This window comes from Micromonospora sp. NPDC049151 (assembly GCF_040648395.1).
GTDB lineage: Bacteria > Actinomycetota > Actinomycetes > Mycobacteriales > Micromonosporaceae > Micromonospora.
In genome coordinates, this window is record NZ_JBEZDP010000007.1 from 216,236 (window position 1) to 236,793 (window position 20,558).

Annotated in this window: 19 protein-coding genes; 13 read left to right on the top strand and 6 right to left on the bottom strand. The window is 74.6% G+C overall.

Features of this window, described 5'->3' with window-relative positions; all coding sequences use genetic code 11:
* Position 1: 1 nt before the first annotated feature.
* From AB0B20_RS11425 to AB0B20_RS11440, 4 genes are read left to right on the top strand one after another with little or no spacing between them, the layout of a single operon-like run.
* Positions 2-745 (top strand): ABC transporter ATP-binding protein, encoded by a 744-nt coding sequence (locus AB0B20_RS11425; protein ID WP_357469985.1) that lies wholly within the window; start codon positions 2-4, stop codon positions 743-745.
* On the top strand, positions 746-1,534 hold the full coding sequence (locus AB0B20_RS11430; RefSeq protein WP_357469988.1) for an ABC transporter ATP-binding protein: 789 nt from the start codon (positions 746-748) through the stop codon (positions 1,532-1,534).
* Positions 1,531-2,421 (top strand): branched-chain amino acid ABC transporter permease, encoded by an 891-nt coding sequence (locus AB0B20_RS11435; RefSeq protein ID WP_013288704.1) that lies wholly within the window; start codon positions 1,531-1,533, stop codon positions 2,419-2,421. The genes AB0B20_RS11430 and AB0B20_RS11435 overlap by 4 nt, the downstream gene beginning before the upstream one ends.
* Positions 2,418-3,527, top strand: coding sequence for a branched-chain amino acid ABC transporter permease (locus AB0B20_RS11440; protein WP_357469992.1), 1,110 nt, complete (start codon positions 2,418-2,420; stop codon positions 3,525-3,527). The genes AB0B20_RS11435 and AB0B20_RS11440 overlap by 4 nt, the downstream gene beginning before the upstream one ends.
* A gap of 213 nt (positions 3,528-3,740) precedes the next feature.
* Here the strand turns inward: AB0B20_RS11440 and AB0B20_RS11445 are convergent, their stop codons facing one another.
* Positions 3,741-4,541 (bottom strand): hypothetical protein, encoded by an 801-nt coding sequence (locus AB0B20_RS11445; protein ID WP_357469995.1) that lies wholly within the window; start codon positions 4,539-4,541, stop codon positions 3,741-3,743.
* A gap of 165 nt (positions 4,542-4,706) precedes the next feature.
* On the opposite strand from AB0B20_RS11445, the gene AB0B20_RS11450 reads away from it, so the two are divergent.
* The 4 genes from AB0B20_RS11450 to AB0B20_RS11465 all read left to right on the top strand — a co-directional run bounded on the left by AB0B20_RS11450 (position 4,707) and on the right by AB0B20_RS11465 (position 10,036).
* Complete coding sequence (locus tag AB0B20_RS11450; protein ID WP_357469998.1) at positions 4,707-6,530, top strand: BTAD domain-containing putative transcriptional regulator; 1,824 nt, start codon at positions 4,707-4,709, stop codon at positions 6,528-6,530.
* Positions 6,527-8,644 carry a DEAD/DEAH box helicase gene (locus AB0B20_RS11455; RefSeq protein ID WP_357383441.1) on the top strand — a complete coding sequence of 706 codons (2,118 nt, stop codon included), beginning with the start codon at positions 6,527-6,529 and terminating at the stop codon, positions 8,642-8,644. The genes AB0B20_RS11450 and AB0B20_RS11455 overlap by 4 nt, the downstream gene beginning before the upstream one ends.
* 146 nt (positions 8,645-8,790) lie before the next feature.
* Positions 8,791-9,021, top strand: coding sequence for a heavy-metal-associated domain-containing protein (locus AB0B20_RS11460; RefSeq protein ID WP_302905479.1), 231 nt, complete (start codon positions 8,791-8,793; stop codon positions 9,019-9,021).
* Positions 9,014-10,036 (top strand): hypothetical protein, encoded by a 1,023-nt coding sequence (locus AB0B20_RS11465; protein WP_357383443.1) that lies wholly within the window; start codon positions 9,014-9,016, stop codon positions 10,034-10,036. Before AB0B20_RS11460 ends, AB0B20_RS11465 begins: the two co-directional genes overlap by 8 nt.
* 24 nt (positions 10,037-10,060) lie before the next feature.
* On the opposite strand, the gene AB0B20_RS11470 is transcribed toward AB0B20_RS11465, so the two are convergent.
* Positions 10,061-10,480, bottom strand: coding sequence for a helix-turn-helix transcriptional regulator (locus AB0B20_RS11470; RefSeq protein ID WP_026268433.1), 420 nt, complete (start codon positions 10,478-10,480; stop codon positions 10,061-10,063).
* 192 nt (positions 10,481-10,672) lie between these two features.
* Between AB0B20_RS11470 and AB0B20_RS11475 the strand changes: the two genes are divergently transcribed.
* Positions 10,673-11,104 (top strand): hypothetical protein, encoded by a 432-nt coding sequence (locus AB0B20_RS11475; RefSeq protein WP_357383446.1) that lies wholly within the window; start codon positions 10,673-10,675, stop codon positions 11,102-11,104.
* A gap of 8 nt (positions 11,105-11,112) precedes the next feature.
* On the opposite strand, the gene AB0B20_RS11480 is transcribed toward AB0B20_RS11475, so the two are convergent.
* Positions 11,113-12,261 carry an SAM-dependent methyltransferase gene (locus tag AB0B20_RS11480; protein WP_357383448.1) on the bottom strand — a complete coding sequence of 383 codons (1,149 nt, stop codon included), beginning with the start codon at positions 12,259-12,261 and terminating at the stop codon, positions 11,113-11,115.
* Between the two features lie 173 nt (positions 12,262-12,434).
* Positions 12,435-14,105 (bottom strand): DEAD/DEAH box helicase, encoded by a 1,671-nt coding sequence (locus AB0B20_RS11485; RefSeq protein WP_357383450.1) that lies wholly within the window; start codon positions 14,103-14,105, stop codon positions 12,435-12,437.
* A gap of 351 nt (positions 14,106-14,456) precedes the next feature.
* Here AB0B20_RS11485 and AB0B20_RS11490 point away from each other — a divergent pair, with 351 nt between their 5' ends.
* Positions 14,457-14,603: a hypothetical protein gene (locus AB0B20_RS11490; RefSeq protein WP_357383452.1), complete on the top strand. Its 147-nt coding sequence runs from the start codon at positions 14,457-14,459 to the stop codon at positions 14,601-14,603.
* A 45-nt stretch (positions 14,604-14,648) separates the two neighbouring features.
* Here AB0B20_RS11490 and AB0B20_RS11495 read toward each other — a convergent pair whose 3' ends face one another.
* On the bottom strand, positions 14,649-14,876 hold the full coding sequence (locus AB0B20_RS11495; RefSeq protein WP_013288692.1) for a DUF3107 domain-containing protein: 228 nt from the start codon (positions 14,874-14,876) through the stop codon (positions 14,649-14,651).
* 65 nt (positions 14,877-14,941) lie between these two features.
* Positions 14,942-15,580, bottom strand: coding sequence for a TetR/AcrR family transcriptional regulator (locus AB0B20_RS11500; RefSeq protein WP_357383454.1), 639 nt, complete (start codon positions 15,578-15,580; stop codon positions 14,942-14,944).
* 149 nt (positions 15,581-15,729) lie between these two features.
* Between AB0B20_RS11500 and AB0B20_RS11505 the strand changes: the two genes are divergently transcribed.
* The 3 genes from AB0B20_RS11505 (at position 15,730) to AB0B20_RS11515 (ending at position 20,509) form a co-directional block, all read left to right on the top strand.
* Positions 15,730-18,606, top strand: a complete 2,877-nt coding sequence (locus AB0B20_RS11505; RefSeq protein WP_357470003.1) for a hypothetical protein — start codon at positions 15,730-15,732, stop codon at positions 18,604-18,606.
* 62 nt (positions 18,607-18,668) lie between these two features.
* Entirely contained in the window at positions 18,669-19,667 is a 999-nt protein-coding gene (locus tag AB0B20_RS11510) for an alpha/beta hydrolase (protein ID WP_357383458.1), read from the top strand.
* Positions 19,668-19,672: 5 nt separating this feature from the next.
* Positions 19,673-20,509, top strand: coding sequence for a DUF3152 domain-containing protein (locus tag AB0B20_RS11515; RefSeq protein ID WP_357383460.1), 837 nt, complete (start codon positions 19,673-19,675; stop codon positions 20,507-20,509).
* Positions 20,510-20,558: the final 49 nt, after the last annotated feature.

Sequence of the window (20,558 nt, forward strand, 5' to 3'; positions counted from 1 at the left end):
CGTGCTCGCCACCCGCGGTCTGACCTGGCGGATCGGTGAGGTCGCCATCGTCGACTCCGTCTACCTCGATCTGGCGCCGGGGGAGTTCCTCGGCGTGATCGGGCCCAACGGCGCCGGCAAGACCTCCCTGTTCAACCTGATCACCGGCCTGCGCCGGCCCACCGAGGGCACTGTCCTGCTGGACGGCGCGGACATCACCGCGCTTGCGCCGCACCGGCGGGCCCGGCTCGGCCTGGGACGTACCTTCCAGGCGTCCTCGGTCTTCGGCTCGCTGACCGTGCGGGAGAACGTCCGGCTGGCCGTACAGGCACACCGGGGTGGCTCGATGAAGCTGTGGCGGCGGGCGGCGGCCGACCGGGAGGTGGCCGCCGCCGCCGACGCGGCGCTCGACCGGGTCGGCCTGCACCACAGGGGTACGGCGCTCGCCGGCACCCTTGCCCACGGCGAGAAGCGCAAGCTGGAGATCGCGCTGCTGCTCGCCGGTGAACCACGGGTGATGCTCCTGGACGAGCCGATGGCCGGGGTGAGCGCCGAGGACGTGCCCGAGCTGGTCAGCGTGATCAAGTCGTTGACCGGCGACAGCGGCCGGGCGGTGCTCATGGTGGAACACCACATGGACGTGATCCTGGAGCTGGCCGACCGGATCGCCGTGATGCACCACGGCGCGCTGCTGGCATGCGACACCCCGGACACGGTGATGGCGAACGCCACCGTGCAGGAGGCGTACCTGGGGGAGGCGCTCTAAATGACTGAACCTGTCCTGTCCGTGGCGGACCTGTCCGTGCGGATCGCCGGACTGCACATCCTCCAGGGGGTGTCGTTCGAGGTCGCGGCGACCGGCGTCACGGTGCTGCTCGGGCGCAACGGCGTCGGCAAGACCACCACGCTGCGCGCGATCGTCGGGCTGACGCCGCGCGGCGGCGAGGTACGCGGGACCGTGCGGATGGGTGCGCGCAGCCTGCTCGCCCGCCCCACCCACCGGCTGGTCCGCGACGGCCTCGGCTACGTGCCGGAGGACCGCTGCGTCTTCGCCGCGCTCACCGTCGCGGAGAACCTGCGGCTCGCCGAACGGCGGGGCGTCACGCCCGCGTACGACAAGGTGTTCTCGCTCTTCCCGGAGCTGGAGCGGCGCGGACGGCAACGGGCCGGCTCGCTCTCCGGCGGGCAGCAGCAGATGCTCGCGATCGGCCGGGTGCTGCTCAACGACAACCGGCTGCTGCTCGTCGACGAGCCGACGAAGGGGCTGGCGCCGAAGGTGGTGACAGAGGTGGCCGAGGTGCTGGAACGGGTGGCGGAATCCGTGCCGGTGCTGCTCGTCGAGCAGAACCTGGCGGTGGTGCGGCGGCTGGCGACCGACGCGGTGGTGCTCTCCGCCGGGAAGGTCGCCTGGACCGGCGACGCCCAGGAACTGCTGCTGGAGACCGCGCTGACCAAGTCGCTGCTCGGTGTGGGTTCGGCGGAGGTGCCGGTGAGCGCGAGGAGTGAGCCGGGTTTGCGAGCCCCGCAGTCGCGAACGAAAGGCGGCACGGCATGAACACGGTGGTCCTGCTGACGCTGACCGGGCTGGGCCTGGCGGCGCTCTACTTCCTCGTGGCCTCCGGACTGTCCCTGGTGTTCGGCCTCGCCGACGTGCTCAACTTCGCGCACGGGCTGTTCCTCGGCGTCGGCGCGTACGCGACGTGGTGGGCGGCGGGCAACCTGCCCGGCGCCGGGCCGGACGGGTTCGGTTTCGTGCTCGCAGTCGTCTTCGGCGTGCTGGCCGGTTCGCTCGTCGCGGTGCTCGTGGAGCTGGTGCTGATCCGGCCGCTCTACTCCCGCACCATCGAACAGGTGCTCGTCACCGTCGGCCTGTCGCTCGCCGGGGTGGCGCTGCTCCAGGCCACCTGGGGCGCCGACCCGCGACCGTTCCCGCGCCCGGACTGGAGCCGGGGCGTGACATCGGTGCTCGGCGCGCAGGTGCCGAACGCCGGGCTGCTGCTGATCGTCGCCGCCGCTGTGGTGCTCGGCGCGCTGCTGGCGTTCCTGCGCTGGACCCGGTACGGCCTGATCATCCGGGCCGGTGTGGAGAACCGGGAGATGGTCACCGCGCTCGGTATCGACGTGCGCAAGGCGTTCACGCTGGTCTTCGCGATCGGCGGGGCCGCCGCCGCGCTGGCCGGCGCGCTCGGCGGCGTCTACTTCGGCACCGTCTCGCCGGGGCAGGGCGGCTCCCTGCTGATCTTCGCCTTCATCGTGGTGGTGATCGGCGGGATGGGCTCGGTGGTCGGGTCCGCGTACGCGGCGGTCGCGGTGGGGCTGCTGCAACAGTTCGTCAACTACTACGGCACGTCCGGCCTGGGTGACCTGTGCGTGGTCGGTCTGCTCGCCGTGGTGCTGCTGCTGCGTCCGCAGGGCCTGGCCGGAAAGGTGGCTCACGCATGACCAACTCGGTGGTCGACGCGCCTCCGGCGCAGGTGCCCGACGAACTGACCCCCGGGCGTTCCCGCTGGCACGGGCTTCGCCCGTACCTGCCGCTGGTGGCGCTGGTGGTGGCGGCGATCCTGCCGTACTCCACACTGCACCTGCCCGGGATCTTCGAGGGGCCGCTGAACTCGCCCGGCACGCTGCAACTGCTCGCCATCTGCCTTGTCTTCGGCGGGCTGGCGGCCGGATACGACCTGCTGTTCGGGCGTACCGGGATGCTCTCCTTCGGCCACGCGCTCTACTTCGCCGCCGGGGTGTACGGCACCGACATCCTGGTCACCAAGGCCGGGCTGCCGCTGTGGCAGGCGGCAGTGCTCACGGTGGTCGGCGGCACCACCCTGGCCGCGCTGCTCGGTGCGGTGGCCCTGCGGACGGTGGGCATCGCGTTCGCCATGGTGACGCTGGCGTTCGCGCAGGTCGGGGCGATCCTGGTGGCCCGCGACTTCGGCGGCCTCACCGGCGGCGAGGAGGGCCTGCCGCTGGACGTTTCCGGACTGCCGGCTGCTCTGGTGGGGGTCACCAACACGGTGAACCTGTACTGGCTGGCGCTGGCGTACCTGGCGATCGTGGTCCTCGTGGTGCACCGGGTCAGCGCCTCGCCGACCGGGCGGGTGCTCGCCGGGCTGCGCGACGACGAGCGGCGCATCGGGGTGCTCGGGCTCGACCCGTACCGGTTCAAGCTTGTCGCGTTCACGCTCGCCGGCGGTCTCGCGTCGGCCGGCGGGGTGGTCTACGTGCTGATCGTCGGCGGGGCCAGCCCGCACATCACCTCGTCGGAGCTGACGCTGTCGCTGCTGGTCATGGTGGTGCTCGGCGGCCCCGGCACGCGGTGGGGGCCGGTGCTGGGCGGCGTCCTCTACATGTACCTGGACCACCGGCTCACCGCGTTCGGCAGCAGCGACGCGGTGAACAGCCTGCCCGCGTTCCTCAGCCACCCGCTGAGCCAGCCCCTGTTCGTCCTGGGCACCGTGTTCATCCTGGCCGTCTACTTCTTCCCCGGCGGCCTGGCCAGCCTGCGCTCCCGCGTAACCCCTCTCCTGGCCGCCCTCCGCCGCCCCCGCTGACCCTCTCCCGGCCCACCCGCCCCGCTCCCGTCCCGTTGATCAAGGAGTTTGTGTCCTGATCCCACGGCCAGGATGACGCAAACTCCTTGATCAACGGGGCGGGCGGGAGGGCGGGAAGCGGGGAGGCCGGGGAGGGAGTGGGAGGGAGCGGTGGGGCACGCGCGAGGGGCGGCGGCCCCCCGTGTGGCCCCCGCCCCCGAGCGTGCGTCGTGGTCAGCCGTTGAGCATCTCGTACGCCGACGCCGGCGCCTTCTGCACCTGCGCGCCCGTCGGCGCGCTGATCTTCGGCGCCTTGCCGAAGTCGTAGTACTTGGCGACCAGCTTCATCGCCTTCTTCTTGCCCGCGGCCGGCACCTCAAGGGTCAGCGAGGTGAGGTTCCCGTCCGGCCCGACCACGGCCGTGAACGGCACCTTCTTCGCCGCGTCACCGAGCGCGTCCACGTCCACGGTGGTGAAGCTCTCGCGGATGTCCGCGCTCGCGGTCAGGTCGGCGAACCCGGCGTACGTCCCGTCGCCCCGGTCCTCGACCGTCTCCGAGGTCCGGATGACACCGCCCATGTTGGCCGGGTCGGCGTTCTGGTAGACCGGCACCTCCGAGGTGTCGTCGAGCTTGGTGCGGTCCAGGAGCATCCAGCGCTTCGGCAGCTTCATCATGTCCTGCAGGCCGGCCATTCCGGTGATCTTCACCCGCATCCAGATGTCCTCCTCGATCACGCGGAAGGTCATCCCCATGGTGAACTCCGGGTCCTTGCTCTTCTCCGACATGGACAGCTCAAGGCCGCGCGCCGCCGGGTCGACCACCCCGTCGAACTTGTCCGCGCCCTCGATCGTGGTGAACCGGAAGGCCGGGTCGTTCTCGTCCGGCACGGCGGCCAGCAGCGTGGCCTTCGGGTCGGCCGACGGGCTCGGGGCCGGCCCGGCGCTCTCGGTGGCGTCGCCGGTCCCGCACCCGGCGGCCAGGACGGTGGTGGCCAGTACGGCCGTCGCGAGAGCCGCGATCCGCCGGAGTTTCACGACGGATCCGAATCGCTGCGTCATGGTGTTCGACTCACTTTCCCAGGTGATTGTTGCCGGGTAAGTATCGGCAGCCGTCACGGCGGCCCCGCTGCCGATATGCTGCCGTCCGACTGCCGTCGGCCACAGTGGGCGACGGCAGCCGGTACGGGGGCGGAAACTCGCATGTCAGAGGCGCTGCGCTTCGAACTGCTCGGCCCGCAGCGGGCCTGGTACGCCGGCCGTCCGCTCGACCTGGGCCCGGCCAAGCAGCGGGCGGTGCTGGCCGTGCTGCTGCTCGCCGCCGGCCGTCCCGTCCCGACCGGGCAGATCGTCGAGGCGGTCTGGCCGGACGAGGCACCGGTGAACGGCCTCAACGTGGTGCAGAAGTACGTGGCCGGTCTGCGCCGGGTGCTGGAACCCGACCGGTCGCCGCGTACGCCGGGCCGGGTGCTCACCCTCACCGACGCGGGCTACCTGTTGCGCGTGCCGCCCGAGGCGGTGGACGTGGTGTGCTTCGAACGGGGCGTGCAGCGTGCGCGGGCGGCGCAGGCGGGCGGCCGTACGGCGGAGGCGCTGGCCGAGGTGAGCGCCGCGCTGGACCTGTGGCAGGGGGAGCCGTTCACCGGGTTCGCCGGCCCGTACTTCGACGCGGCCCGGCACCGGCTGGTGGAGATGCGGGCGGTCGCGCTGGAGACGCGTACCGACCTGGAACTGGCCGACGGCCGGGACGGCGAGCTGGTCGGACGCCTGGTCGAGTTGGTCACCGAGTTCCCGGTCCGGGAGCGACTGCGCCAGCAGCTCATGCTGGCGCTGCACCGCAGCGGTCGGCAGGCCGAGGCGCTGGCCGCCTACCGCGACTACGCCGGGCTGCTCCGCGACGAGTACGGCATCGAACCGGGCGAACCGCTGCAGGATCTGCACCGGCGGATCCTCCGCGCCGATCCGGGCCTCCTGGCGCGTCCGGAGCGGGCCGGGCCGGACGGGAGGTGGACGGGCCGTCCGGAGCCGCTTCCGGTCGCCGCCGGTACCCCCACCGGCGCACCGGCTCCACCGTCGCTCACGAGCCCCGCCGAGGCGCCGGGCCGGCCGCTGCCCACTGATCCGGCCGAGAATTCGTTTCCGCCCACCGCTGCGGCGCCGGTCTCGGCCCGGCTCACCGTGCCGGTCCAGTTCACCGTCTCCGCGCAGCCGGGCGGTCCGCTCCCGCAGTCACCGGCCGGCGAGCCGCCTGCCGGCCTGCCGGCCTGGGTCTCGCCCCCCGTCGCACCGCTGTTCGGCGCCGTGCCGCCGACCGGGCGTCCGTCCGGTGTGCCGGGGTGGCTGAGCGTCGTCGTGACGGTGGGCGGTGCGCTCACCGCCCTGCTCTCGTTCGGCATGCTCACCTGGCTGGTGGTGCTGCTGTACGGCTTCTGGCGGCGCAGCTGGGGCAGCGTCGTCGCCGCCGTCTGCTACCTGACCGTGGCCGTGACGTTCGTGACGGTCCTGGGCAGCAGCGAGTCCGAGGAGGTCACCGCACCCGAGATCACCCTGATGGCGATCTGGCTGGCCGCCTGGGCGGCGGGCGTCCCGCACGTGGTGCTGCTCAACGGCCGGCTGCTCGCCTGGTTGCGCGGCCTCTGGCGGGGGCGGCCGTACGCGGACCGCAACCGGCTGCGCCGGGAGTACGCCCGTTACCTGCTCTACCAGTACCCGTCGGCCCGCGACGACCTGCGCATCGGGCGCCCCGACCTGCCCCGCGCGTACGACGACGGCGGACTGGTGGACGTCAACTCGGTGCCGGACCAGGTGATCGTCGGGCTGCCGGGACTGACCCGGTCGCAGGCACAGCACGTGGTGGTCGACCGGAGGCTGCGTGGCCCGTACACGTCGATGGAGGAGCTGGCCTCGCGGTGCCTGCTGCCGGCGGCGGCGACCGACGTGCTGCGCGAACTGCTTGTCTTCCTGCCGCCCGCGCCGCAGCCCGGTCCGCCGGTGACGCCGGCCGCCCCTGGTAGAAATGCCGGATGAGCCAGGATCGGATGGCCGTCCGGGAACGCGCCGAGGCGGTGCTGCGGCGGCTGGCGGGTGACCACGCCCGGCTGCGCGAGGACCAGTGGCGGGCCATCGAGGCGCTCGTGGTCGACCGGCGGCGGGTGCTCTGCGTGCAGCGCACCGGCTGGGGCAAGTCGGCCGTCTACTTCGTGGCCACCGCGCTGCTGCGGGAGGGGAATCAGCACGGGCCGACGGTGATCGTCTCGCCGCTGCTGGCGCTGATGCGCAACCAGGTCGAGTCCGCCGCCCGGGCCGGCATCCGGGCACGCACCATCAACTCGGCGAACCTGGACGAGTGGGACCAGATCACCGCCGAGATCCACGCCGGGGCGGTCGACGTGCTGCTGATCAGCCCGGAACGCCTGAACAACCCGGACTTCCGCGACGGCGTCCTGCCGAAGCTGGCCGCCACCACCGGGCTGCTCGTGGTGGACGAGGCGCACTGCGTCTCCGACTGGGGGCACGACTTCCGCCCCGACTACCGGCGGCTGCGCACGTTCCTGGCCAACCTGCCCGAGCGCACGCCGGTGCTCGCCACCACCGCCACCGCCAACGCCCGGGTCACGCAGGACGTGGCCGAGCAACTGGGCGACGCGCTGGTGCTGCGGGGCACGCTGGACCGGGAGTCGCTGCGCCTCGGCGTACTCGATCTGCCGAGCCCGGCCCACCGCCTGGCCTGGCTGGCCGACCACCTGGACCGGCTGCCCGGCTCGGGGATCGTCTACACGCTCACCGTGGCGGCGGCCACCGAGACGGCCGAGTTCCTGCGCGGCCGGGGCTGGTCGGTCGCGTCCTACACCGGGCAGGCCGAGGACGCCGACCGGCGGGCCGCCGAACAGGACCTGCTGGACAACAAGATCAAGGCGCTGGTCGCCACCAGCGCGCTCGGCATGGGCTTCGACAAGCCCGACCTCGGCTTCGTCGTGCACCTGGGCGCTCCGCCCTCGCCGATCGCCTACTACCAGCAGGTCGGCCGCGCGGGCCGGGCCGTCGAGCACGCCGAGGTGCTGCTGCTGCCCGGCGTGGAGGACGCGGCGATCTGGCGGTACTTCGCCTCGCTCGCCTTCCCGCCCGAGGAACAGGTCCGCGCCGTGCTCGCCGCGCTGGACACCGAGCGGCCGATCTCCACCCAGGCCCTGGAACCGGTGGTCGACCTGCGCCGGACCCGGCTGGAGCTGATGCTCAAGGTGCTCGACGTGGACGGCGCGGTCCGCCGGGTACGCGGCGGCTGGCTCGCCACCGGCGAGCCGTGGGTCTACGACGAGGCCCGGTTGCGGCGCGTCGCCGACGCGCGCGCCGCCGAGCAGCGGGCCATGCGGGAGTACGCCTCGACGTCCCGCTGCCGGATGCGCTACCTGCGGGAAGGGCTGGACGACACCGGGGCGCAGGACTGCGGGCGGTGCGACAACTGCGCCGGTCCGCTGTTCGACGCCGAGGTCACCGAGGCGGCGCTGACCGCCGCGCAGACGTTCCTCGGGCGCCCCGGCGTGCCGATCCCGCCGAAGAAGCTCTGGCCGACCGGGTTGGAGGCGGTCGGCGTACCCCTGAAGGGCCGCATCCCCCCGGCGGAGCAGGCGCTGGCCGGCCGGGCCGTGGGGCGCCTGTCCGACCTGGGGTGGGGCGGGCGGCTGCGCGGGCTGGTCGGGCCGGAGGCGCCGGACGGCCCGGTGCCCGACGACGTGGTGGCCGCCGTGGTCGAGGTGCTGAAGGCGTGGGCGCACGGCGACGACCCGTGGCCCCGGCGGCCCGCCGGCGTGGTCGCGGTCGGCTCCCGGACGCGACCGCTGCTGGTCGGCTCGCTGGCCGAGCGGATCGCCGCCGTGGGCCGGCTTCCGCTGCTCGGCCACGTCGTCCCGGCCGGGCCTGGCGGTGGCGGGCCGCGCGGCAACAGCGCCCAGCGGGTACGCGCGCTGCACGGCGCCTTCCACCTGCCGGACGACCTGGCCGGCGCGCTGCCGGGGCTGGACGGTCCGGTGCTGCTGGTGGACGACCTGGTCGACTCGGGCTGGACGATGGCGACGGCGGCGCGGCTGCTGCGCCGGTCCGGCGCCCCGGACGTGCTGCCGCTGGCGCTCGCGGTCGCCGGCTGACCCGTCGCGGCGGGTTCGCGGCGCGGCGGGTTCGCGGCCGGTTCGCGGCTCGCGGCGGAAAGTTCCCGGACCGGGCGGAATGCGAGCGTCACCACCGTCGGCGGACCGTCGTCCGGCCCGCGTCCGGGCGGCGGTACCGTGGGGTCATGACCGAGCAGCGACCCGTCGTCCAGACGTACACCGTGACCGGGATGACCTGCGAACACTGCGTCAAGGCGGTGACCGAGGAGCTGTCCGCGCTGCCCGGTGTCGACGAGGTCCGGATCGATCTGACGAGCGGCACCGCCACCGTCACCAGCGCGGCGCCGCTGTCCGTCGAGTCCGTGCGTGCCGCGGTGGACGAGGCGGGTTACGAGCTGGTCGGCGGCGGTGCCTGAGTCGTTGTCGGTCACGTCCGGCACCGGCGTCGTCCCCGACGACGCCGAGGCCGGTTCCGGCGCTCCCGCGACAGGGCCCGGCGACGCGGTGGACCGGGAGACGCTGCGGCTGGCCATGGTGGTGGGCGGCCTGGTGCTCGCCGTACTGCTCGGTTTCGGCCTCGGGCGGATGAACGCGCCGGCCGAGGCGGTGCGGTCCGCGGGCGCGACGGCCGGGGGAGTCGCCACCGGCGACGGCGGTGCGCACGCCCACGCGCCCGGGACCGGCGCGCACACGCACGACGGCGCCACAGTCACCCAGGGCGGCGGCGACGGCGCGACGGGGCTGTCGATCACCTCGGCCGGCTACACGCTCGTGCCGTCGACCGAGCTGGTCGCGGGCCGCGCCGGTGAGCTGCGCTTCCAGATCCGCGACGACCAGCGCCGGGCGGTCACCCGGTTCGCCGTCGTGCACGACAAGCCGATGCACGTGATCATGGTCCGGCGTGACCTCAGCGGCTACCGGCACCTGCACCCGACGATGGCCGCCGACGGCACCTGGTCGGTGCCGATCACGTCGCCGGAGGCGGGTCCCTGGCGGATGTACGCCGACTTCACCACGGTCGCCGACGACGGCCGCCAGGTCGCCGTGGTGCTCGGCGCCGACCTGACCGCGGCCGGCGCGTACCAGCCCCGGCCGCTGCCCGCAGCCGCCACGTCGGCCACCGTCGACGGGTTCACCGTCGCCCACACCGGCACGCCGGAGGTGGGGAAGGCGGTGCCGCTGCGGTTCCGGGTCACCGGCGCCGACGGCGCGGCGGCGTCGCTGGAGCCGTACCTCGGTGCGTACGGGCACCTTGTGGCGTTGCGCGAGGGCGATCTCGGCTACCTGCACGTACACCCGGAGCCGGTGCGCGACGGCGACGACGTGACGTTCTGGCTGACCGCGCCGGGGCCGGGGAGCTACCGGATGTTCCTGGACTTTCAGGTCGGCGGTGTGGTGCGGACCGCCGAGTTCACGCTGACAGTGGCCTGAGCCGAGGGCCGCTGCCCCGGTCGGTCAGCCGGCCCGGCGGACCGGGCGGCGGGCCAGGTAGCGGAGCAGATCGCGGATGTGGTGCTTCTCCTCGGCGGGCACGTTCGGGTCGGCGAGCCGGTCCAGGATCACCCGCACGTCGGCCTCCACCGGGCCGTCCTCGGCACCACGGCGGCGGGGCACCGGCCCGGCGTCGGGCAGCCCGAGCGCGCGGAACGCCGCCGCCACGGGCAGGTCGAGGGCGGCGCAGAAGCCGCGCACCTTGGCGAGCTCGGGATAGTCCTGCCAGTCTCCGGCCAGCCAGCGGAACACAGTGGAACGGCCCACGCCGGTGTGGGTGGCGAGGTCGGTCACCGTCCAGCCGCGTTCCTCGCGTGCGGCATCGATGGCCCGGCGTACGAAGCGCGCGAAGGCCATCTGCGGTGAAACGTCTGCGGAACCCATCCCTGGTGGATCTGTCCCCTTCCTCCGGTGGCCCGGCTCGCCCATCGAGCGTAGTACGCCCGGCGGGAGAAGTAACCGACTGATCGGCCCGGAGGGCCCGCTGGCAGGACCGATCAATGCGGAAGTGTGGTTCGGGTAATCTGCTTCGGGTAAGAAAATGGGGAACCCTGGGAACCGAAATGGAGGAGCAGCATGGCCGAGCCGGACCGTTCCGTGCCGCATCGCCCTGGCGCGGTGAGTCTCTTCTTCGTGGCCAAGGCCGCGGTGTTCGCGCTCGGCTTCTGGCTCTGGCTACTGGTGCTGGCGGTACGCGGCGGCGACGCGACGGGCGTACACCTGATCGCCGCGACCGGCGCGATCTGCACCACGCTGGTCTCGGTGGTGCTCGGCGCTCGGATGGCGTTGCAGCGCAACGCCGCCGTCCGGCACGCCGAACTGAAGCGACTGCTCGTCGACATCTCGTGGAACGCCTTCGCCGCCGCCGGGAACGGCGAGCAGCGCGGGAAGGTGGTGCCGTTCCCGAGCGTCTCCCACGACGCCGAGCAGGCCCCGAGCCGCGGCTCCGGTGAGCGGGTGTCGGTGCTCGACCGGGGTGACCGCAACCGGGGCGACCTGGGACGGTAGGCCCCCGGTCAGCGCGCCTCGGCCAGCAGCGTCTCCAGCCGGGGCGTGACGCCCCACTGGTCGACCAGTTCGCGATATTCGGCCCGCTGCCCGTCGGTCGGGGCGCCGGCCGTCCGCCGCGCCCGGATCAGCAGGTTGCGCGGCGTGTGCTGGGAGTCGACGAACTCCACCACCTCGGCGCGGTAGCCGTGCAGGCGCAGCAGCGCGGCGCGTACCGCGTCGGTGAGCACGTCGGCGAACCGTTCCCGCAGGATGCCCTGCCGGGTCAGCAGCTCGTACGGCGCGGGCGCCGGCCCGGCCCGCAACTGCGCGGCCAGGTCGTGGTGGCAGCAGGGCGCGGCGAGCACCCAGCGGGCCTCCCAGCGCACCGCCCGGGCCAGCGCCTCGTCGGTGGCGGTGTCGCAGGCGTGCAGCGCCAGCACCAGATCGGGCGCCGGGTCGACCGGCGCCTCGGCGATGGTGCCGGCCACGAAACCGACCCGGTCGGACCAGCCCAGGCGCTCGGCCAGCTCGGTGTTGCGGCGGCGCTGGTCCTCGCGGACGTCCACCCCGACCAGGGTCACGTCCAGGCCGCGCCCGACCAGATAGCGGTAGGCGGCGAAGGTCAGGTACGCGTTGCCGCAGCCCAGGTCCACCACCCGCAGCGGGCCGGTGAGGTCGTCGGGCAGCGTGGCCGCGAGCGCACGCAGGAACGCGTCGACCTGGCGGCGCTTGGCCGCCGAGCCGCCGATCTCGCGGAACAGGGGATCACCCGGGTCGAGCAGCCACTCCTTGGCCCGGTCGTGCCCGCCCGGCTCGACGGCCGGACGGCTGGCCGCCGCGCGGTGCACCTGCGCCTCGCCGGACTTGGTGACCCGGAGCTGGAGCGTGGCGTCGGCGGTCTCGACGTGCCAGTTGCCGAACGGCTCGGCGAGCAGTTCGTCGACCGCCGCGCCGGCCTCCGTGCCAGGTGCCACGTTGCGGGTGTGCGGTCGTGAGCCGTCGGAGACGGCGATCTGCAACCGGGGGCCGGCCTTCAGCGTGACCGGCCGCAGTTCCGCGCGTACCACCGAGGGACGCTGCCCACGACGGCGCCCGGCGGCGACCGCGCGGGTCAGCCCCGGCGCGAGCAGCAGCGCCCGCACCTCAGCCAGCGCCGAGTCCAACGCCTCAGCCATCCCTACCTACCTCTCGTGCTTCCGCCCTGCCCGCCGACGCTGCGCCGACCATGACGTTGGCGGCGGCGCGCACGGCGTGCCGCACCGTCAACTTCATGATCGTCGCAGTGTGGGGGCGGGACGGGGACGGCCTCCGGGACCGGGGTCCGGGAGGCCGTTTCCGTGGGTGTCGGTCAGTCGGCGTTCGTCGCCTCGGCGGGCACGCCGGTGCTGCCGCCGCGGCGGCGACGGCGGCGACGCGGCTTGCTCGCCGCCTCGCCCTCCGCGGGCTGCGGTGCGGCAGCGGCGGTCTCGGCCGCGCCCTCGGTGCCGATCACCGCGGTCGGCTCACCGGCCACCGTCTCGCCGGCCCGGCGGCGACGGCGCCGACGCGGCGTACGCGAGGTCTCGTCGTCCCCGGCGTCGGCCTGCGGTGCGGACGACCCGGCGGACGAACCGCCCTCGTCACGCCGGCCACGACCGCGGTCACGGCCCTGCCCCTCGCCGCGCTCGCGGCCCCGGCTGTCGCCGCGCCGCGCGCCCCGGCGCGCCCGGCCACCGCCGCCCAGGTCCTCCTCGACCTCGGCGGACAGGCCGGCGCGGGTGCGCTCGGCGGTCGGCAGGGTGCCGCTGATCCCCGTCGGGATGTCCAGGTCGGTGTAGAGGTGCGCGGAGGTGTGGTACGTCTCCGGCGGCTCGGGCATGTCCAGCCCGAGCGTCTTGTCGACGATCCGCCAGCGGGGCATGTCGTCCCAGTCGACGAACGTCACAGCGACACCGGTGGCCCCGGCCCGGCCGGTACGGCCGATGCGGTGGGTGTAGGTGTCCTGGTCCTCGGGGCAGTCGTAGTTGATCACGTGGGTGACGCCGGTGACGTCGATGCCCCGGGCCGCGACGTCGGTCGCGACCAGGGTGTCGATCTTGCCGGCCCGGAACGCCCGCAGCGCCCGCTCACGCGCGCCCTGCCCGAGGTCACCGTGCACGGCGGCGACGGCGAAGCCACGGAAGTCGAGATCCTCGGCGACCCGGTCGGCAGCCCGCTTGGTACGGGTGAAGATCATGGTCAGCCCGCGGCCCTCGGCCTGGAGGATGCGCGCCACGATCTCGACCTTGTTCAGCGAGTGCGTGCGGTACGCGAGCTGCTTGGTCTGCGGCGACGGGCCGGTCTCGGCGGTGTGCCCGGCGTGGATGGTCACCGGGCGGCGCAGGAAGCGCCGGGACAGCGCGACGATCGGGTCCGGCATGGTGGCCGAGAAGAGCATGGTCTGCCGGTCTTCCGGCAGCATCGCCAGGATCTTCTCGACGTCGTCCAGGAAGCCCAGGTCGAGCATGCGGTCGGCCTCGTCGAGGACGAGCGCGCGGACCCGGTCGAGGCGCAGGTGCTTCTGCTTCTGCAGGTCCAGCAGGCGGCCCGGGGTGCCGACCAGGATCTCGACGCCCTTGCGGAGCGCCTCGATCTGCGGCTCGTACGCCACGCCGCCGTAGATCGGCAGCACCCGGACGCCCCGGGTGCGGCCGGCGGCGTCGAGGTCCTTGGCGACCTGGATGCCCAGCTCGCGGGTGGGTACGACGACCAGCGCCTGCGGGACGCCGTCGCTGCCCTCGGACGGGGCGAACACGCGCTCCAGCAGCGGGATGCCGAAGCCGAGCGTCTTGCCGGTGCCGGTCGGCGCCTGACCGATCAGGTCGACGCCGCGCAGCGCGATCGGCAGCGCGTACTCCTGGATGGCGAAGGCGCGGGTGATGCCGGCGGCGGCCAGCGCCTCGACTGTCTCCTGCCGCGCGCCGAGCGCGGCGAACGTGGGTGCCTCCGGGGGGACCGGAGCGGTGGGGGCCAGTGGCTGGCCGGAAATCTGCTCGCTCATATGGATTTGGGGGTGCCCTCTCGTGGTGCGCCCCTCAGGTCCTCAGGGCGCGATCGGTGTGGCGCGGGCCACGCGGTCAGGGGCGAGTTCGCCGAGCCGGACCGGGCCGCACGCGCGTCGGGGACCGGCGTTGATCAGCAAAGTGACCGAATCGGTGCCCACGGCAACTGTCTCATCCTACCTGAACGGTCACTGGGTCGTCCCGATTCCCAGGTGGTGGCCCTGCGCGCGGGGCGCGCTGTTGTGACTTGAGTCACAGACACGACGCGCACGGCCTGCGCCGCGCCGCGCTCAGCGAGAGGGGCGCGGCCGCGATCGAGGCTGATCCCGGGCTGTCGGCAGGCTGTCGATGTGGCCCGACGGCTGCTCGGTGAGGCGCTCTCCCAGGCGGGGCGGATGCCCGCCGCCCACCGGGGCGCACTCGATGCGCCGGGGCTGCTGCGCCGGTTGACCGGGGCGCACGCCGCGCGGACGACAGCGGTGTGGTCGAACAACTGAGCCGCCGTGGCGGGAGGCCCGCCACGGCGGCCGGTGCCGCGGGAATCAGCGAACGGTGAACCCGACCGCGCGAGGCGAGGCCTCGGCGATCTCGACGTAGGCGACCTTGCCGACCGGCACGATCACGCGCCGGCCCTTCTCGTCGGTCAGGGAGAGGGTGCCCTCACTCTTGGCGAAGGCGTCGGTCACGATCTGCTCGATCTCGGCCGGCGACTGCGCGCTTTCCAGGACCAGCTCCCGCGGCGCGTACTGCACGCCGATCTTGACCTCCACTGTGCCTCCTCAACTGGGGCGAAAAAGCCACCGTGGGAAGGCTATCCGATCCGGCGGCCCGATGTTCAGGCTGACTCACCTTGCAGCGGGAAGCTGGCGATGCCGCGCCAGGACAGGGCTGCGACCAGCGCCTCGGCCTCCGCCTTGGGCACCTGCCGGCCGCCGGCCAGCCAGAACTGGGCGGCCGTCTCGGCGGCACCGACCAGGCCCGAGGCGAGCAGTTCGGCGCGTGAGCGGCTGACTCCGGTGTCCGAGATGATCGTGTCGGTGATGGCCGCGATGCAGCCCTGCTCGACCCGCTCCACCCGCTGCCGCACCGCCGGGTCGTTGCGCAGGTCCGACTCGAAGACCAGCCGGAACGCCTCGCTCTCGTGGTCGACGAAGTCGAAGTACGCGCGCACCGCCGCGCCGACCCGCTCCTTGTTGTCGTTGGTGCCGCTCATCGCCGCCTGCACGTTTGCGACTATCGCGTCGCAGTGCGTGTCCAGCAGCGCGAGGTAGAGCTCCATCTTCCCGGGGAAGTGCTGGTAGAGCACCGGCTTGGAGACACCGGCCCGCTCGGCGATGTCGTCCATCGCGGCGGCGTGGTAGCCCTGCGCGACGAACACCTCCTGGGCGGCGGCGAGCAGCTGCTTACGTCGCGCCGAGCGGGGCAGGCGGGTGGGCCGACCGGCGGTCTGTGCACCGTTCCCCACTGCGGTCATCGGATCCTCCGAGTATCTGCGTACGAGCCGGCACGTATCACCCGAACCGGTCCGGGTTCGTGAACCCGTCGCGGAATTGGCCCGCCGCTGTAACTTATCGCCACTGTCACCACACGGTAGCCTCAGCGGGGGCGACCAAGGAGCGCGCGGTGAGTGAAACAGGGCAACCCGGAGCCGCCACCCCGGGAGAGCACGGCGACGGGACGGGCCAGCAGGACGACCCGGCCCGTGCCGGCGGCGGTTGGGCGCCCCCGCCGAACGGCTGGTCCCGCGGCGCTCCGGCGCCCGGCGGCTGGCCCTACGGCGACCTCGGCGGCTGGGCCGCCTCCTCGCCCCGGCACGGCGACCTGCCGGCCCCGCTGCCCGGCCACTCCGCGCCGGAACCGGCCCGCGCCAACGGCCGCCACGTCAACGGCGTGCACCACGCCGGTGAGGAGTCGCCAGTGACCCGCCAGGCGCCGGTCAGTGCCCCGCCCGCGGACGAGCCGCCCCGGCCCGCCGACGGCGAACGGCTGGCCGTCCCGGCCCCGCGCCCGGCGCCCACGATCGAACAGCAGACCGACCCGGGCGACGTCACCGGCTCCCGGCACGCCGCCGACGACCCGGCCACCCGGGCGCCGCGCTGGGCCGACAGCGGGCCGGCCTCCGCGCCCCCGGCCCTCCAGGTCCCGCCGGTCGGTGCCGCCGCCTCCGGTTTCGAGGTGCCGCCGGGTTTCCACGCGCCGAACACCGAATCCACCCCGTCACTGTCCCGGGGCTGGGCCGACCGGCCGGTCACTCCGGCGCCGGCGGCGAGCCGGCCGGAGCACGCACCGGGCGAGGTCCACCCGCCCGAGAGCCGGGCGGCCGCCGCCGAGCCGCGGGCCGCCGCCGATCCTCAGATGCCGGACGACCCGCGGGCCGCCGAACCGGACTGGTCGGGGCCGTCCTGGAACCGCCCGAGCTGGGGTGACGGCTGGGCTCCGCCGTGGGCCCGCACCGACGAGCCGCCGGCTGACCGGTCCGAGGAGCCACCGGCCCGCCGCACCGAGGAGCCCGCCGCCGAGCGGCGGGAGTGGGCGGACGACAGCGCCGCCCACCGCACCGTCCGCGACGACCGCGCGGCCGAGTGGGCGCCCGAGCCGGTGCGGCCGTACGAGCCGGCCCGCGTCGAGCCGCCCGCCGCCTACGAGCCACCCCGGCCCGAGCCGGTACGGGGATACGAGCCGCCGCGCGCCGAGCCGGTCCCCGCGTCCGAGGCGGCGCGGTCGTACCAGCAGTCCGCCGGTCCCGAGGCGGCGCGGTCGTACCAGCAGTCCGCCGAGTCCGAGGGGCCCCGGCAGTACGAGCCGGGTGCCGGGCCCGAGCCGGCGCGCGGGTACGAGCCGCCGGCCGGGCCGGAGCCGACAGTCGAGGCGACCCGGCCGTTCCGGCTGCCGCGGGGCGACGCCGAGCCGCCGCGCGGCTACGAGCGACCCTCGTGGGCCGCGCCGCCGGTGCCGGTCCCGCCGCTGATCACGCCCCCCGGTCCCGGGCCGGCGAGTGTCCCGCCCGCGCCCGGTGCGCCGGTAACCGGTGCGCCGCCCGCGTCCGCCGGTGGATACGCCCCGGCGCCCGCCGCCGAACCGGCGGCCACCGCCCCGCCCGTCTCCGGCGTTCCCGCCACGAGCGGCACGCCGCGCCCCGACCAGACCCCCGCGCCCCACCCGACGAGCGCCCCTCCCTACGCGGCCCGCCGGTCCGCACCGGAACCGGTGCCGGCCGCCGACGCGGTCGCCGAGCCCCGACCCGAGGAACCGTCCCCCGTGCTGCCGCAGCGCGTCCCCTCGGAACCGGACGTGCCAGTCGTGCCGGAGCCACCGGCAGTGGAACCGTCCGCCGAGACCCCCGAACTCGCCCGCATCGCCACCCACCTGCGCCGTGACGACGAACCCGCGCCACTGCGGGAGCGGCCGGAGGGCTTCGACGTCAACGCGATCCTCGACGCGGTCCGGGAGGTGGCGGGCGTACGCGACGCCGCGCTGCGCCGTACCCCGGCCGGCGCGCACAGCCTCCGGCTGGACCTGTCCGACGGCGCGGACCCGGCCGAGGTGAGCCGCCTGGTGGCCCGGCTGCTCCAGGAACGGATGGGCCTGGCCGCCGCCCCGCAGAACCTGCCCGGTGCGCCGGCCGTGCCGCCACCGGCCCAGTTGCGCCGCCGGTCGGCCCGGCTGGACCGCTCCGGTGAGACGCGCGCGGGCGAGACCCGGGCGCCCGGGGCGCAGGCCACGCCGGGCGAGGCCCGTGCCGCGCAGCCCGAGCCCCGTGCCCAGGCTCCCAACGGTGACGAGCCGGGCGGCGACGAGACGCCGGCGCGTACCGGCGTGGTCCGTCCGGCCGCGAACCGCTCCGGCGACGCGCGGTTCGGCGCGGACCGGCTCGTGCGTCCGGCCGAGGCGCCGGCCGACGGGGACGAGCCGCCGCGCCGCCGCCGTCAGGCCACCCACCGGGGCCGGGCCACGGTGGACGAGACGTCGCTCGCCGCCGCGCCGACCGGCATGTCCACCGGCAGCCCGGTCACGCTCGGTACGTCGTACTCCGGTGGTCAGATGACCACGACGGAGACCGCGCCGTCGCGGCCGCTGGACACCGGCGGCCTGCCGGGCCCCCGGGTGGTGATCGAGCACGTCCTGGTGAGCACGTTCGGCCTGGACGCCACCACCGAGGTGCGCCTGGTCGCGGGCGACCGGACGGCCGAGGGCCACGCGACCGGGCCGGCTGTCGACGGGTACGTGCTGCGGCTCTGCGCGGTGGCCGCCGCCGCCGCGGTGGACGAACTGCTCGGTGGGAGCGTCCCGGCCGGTGAGCGGGGCCGCTGCTTCGTGGAGCACGCCGCCGTGGTGCCGTTCGGCAACTGCGAGGTGGCGACTGTCGTGGTGCTGCTGGTCTGCGACGGCTGGGTGGAACAGCTGGCCGGCTCGGCGCTGGTGGCCGGGGATCCCCGGCAGGCGGTCGTGCGGGCCACGCTCGCGGCGGTGAACCGGCGGCTGGAGGCGCTGCTGTCCTGAGCGCCGGTGTGCGGTACGACAGTGCGGTGTGCGGTACGCCGCGGGCGGGGAAGACTGGAGACATGAAGCGCGCCGCACTGTGGCCGGAGCAGAGCCTTCCCGCACACCACGTCCCGCCGCCCTGGCCCGGCCGGCACGTACGCCTCGACGGCACTCTCGTGCACGTCCGCGACACCCCGGCCACCGGGCCCGGCGCGGAGCCCGCCCTGTACGTGCACGGGCTCGGCGGGTCGGCGCAGAACTGGACCGACCTGGCCGGCCTGCTCGCGGACCGGCTGGACGGCCAGGCGATCGACCTGCCCGGGTTCGGGCGCAGCGAGCCCGGGCCGCGCTACACCATCCCGTCCTTCGCCGAGCGGGTGATCAGCTGGATCGAGCACAGCGACAGGGGGCCGGTGCACCTGTTCGGCAACTCGCTGGGCGGCGCGATCTCGGTCCGGGTGGCGGCGCTGCGCCCGGATCTGGTCCGCACGCTCACCCTGATCTCGCCCGCCCTGCCGTTCCTGGACTTCCGGCGCTCGTTGCAGGGGCGGATGCTGCCGTTGCTGGCGATCCCCCGGGGCGAACGACTGGCCGCCTGGCGGCTGGCCCAGTTCAGCCCGGAGGTGACGGCGCAGCAGGTGATGGAGGCGTGCGTGGCCGACCTGACCCGGATCAGCGAGCAGCGCCGGCAGGAGGCGATCGACGAGATCCGGGTCCGGTACGAGGCGGCCCACTACGCTGCCGCGTACGTGCGCACGTTCCGGGGCCTGGTCGGCAGCTTCCTGCGGTCGTACCTGCCGGGTGAGGGCGCGCTCTGGCGGCAGGCGGCGGCGGTGCGGGCGCCCACGCTGGTGGTGGGCGGGCGGCAGGACCGGCTGGTCGACGTGCGGGTGGCGCCGCAGGCGGCCCGGGTGATCCCGGACAGCCGGCTGCTGATGCTCGACGGCGTCGGGCACGTGGCGCAGCTGGAGGTGCCCCGGACCGTGGCGCGGGCGGTGCTGGGGTTGCTCGCCGAGGCGACGCCGTCGCGCGCCACCGGCACGGGGGAGAGCGGAACGGGGCGTGACATGGCAGGCTGAGCCGGATGCCCCGCTCCCGTTCCTCCTTCCCGCACTGGCGTTCCGCGCTCGTGGTCTGCGCCTTCGTCACCGCCGCCGCGGTCGGCGTCGGCGTGGCCGTGCAACTGCCGTCGGCGGGTGCGGGCACCCGGGGCACCGACGGGTTCGTCGCCCAGCCTCCGGTCCCGACTGTGGCGCCGTCGACGCCGAGCGTCCCGCCGTCGCCCTCGGTGGTGCCCAGTTCCCCGGCCGCGCCGGTGCTGACGCTGTCCGGCCCGGGGCCGGCGAAGGGGCGGGGCAGCTTCGCGTACGACGACCGGACCAGCGGCGTGCTCGGCCGCTCGGGGCCGCTGCACCGTTACCGGGTGGCTGCGGAGAACGGCTCCGGCGAGGAGGTCCGCGACTTCGGCGAGGCGGTGCAGCGGGCGCTTGCCGGTCCGGGTGGCTGGGCCGGTGGCAGGCTGCGGTTGCAGCGGGTCGGCCCGGACAGCGGGCACGACTTCACGATCTACCTGGCGACCCGGGAGACGGCCCGGCGGCTGTGCGGGGCGGGCGGGATCGACATCCGGGTGGGCGGGGTGCCGTACACGTCGTGCCGGGTGCCGGGCAGGGTGGTGATCAACCTGGACCGGTGGCGGACCTCGGCGCCGCACCTGGTCGCCGCCGGGATGCCGCTGGACACCTACCGGCTCTACGTGGTCAACCACGAGGTGGGTCACCAGCTGGGGCACCGGCACGAGGGGTGCCCCGGCGCGGGCCGGGTGGCACCGGTGATGCAGCAGCAGACGCTGTTCCTCAAGGGTTGCCGGCCGAATCCGTGGCCCTACGTGGCCGGGAAGCGGTACACCGGGCCGAGCCTGTGATCGTCCGATCGTGAGGAACATTCGCGGCATAGGCGGCAAAAGCAGCTAA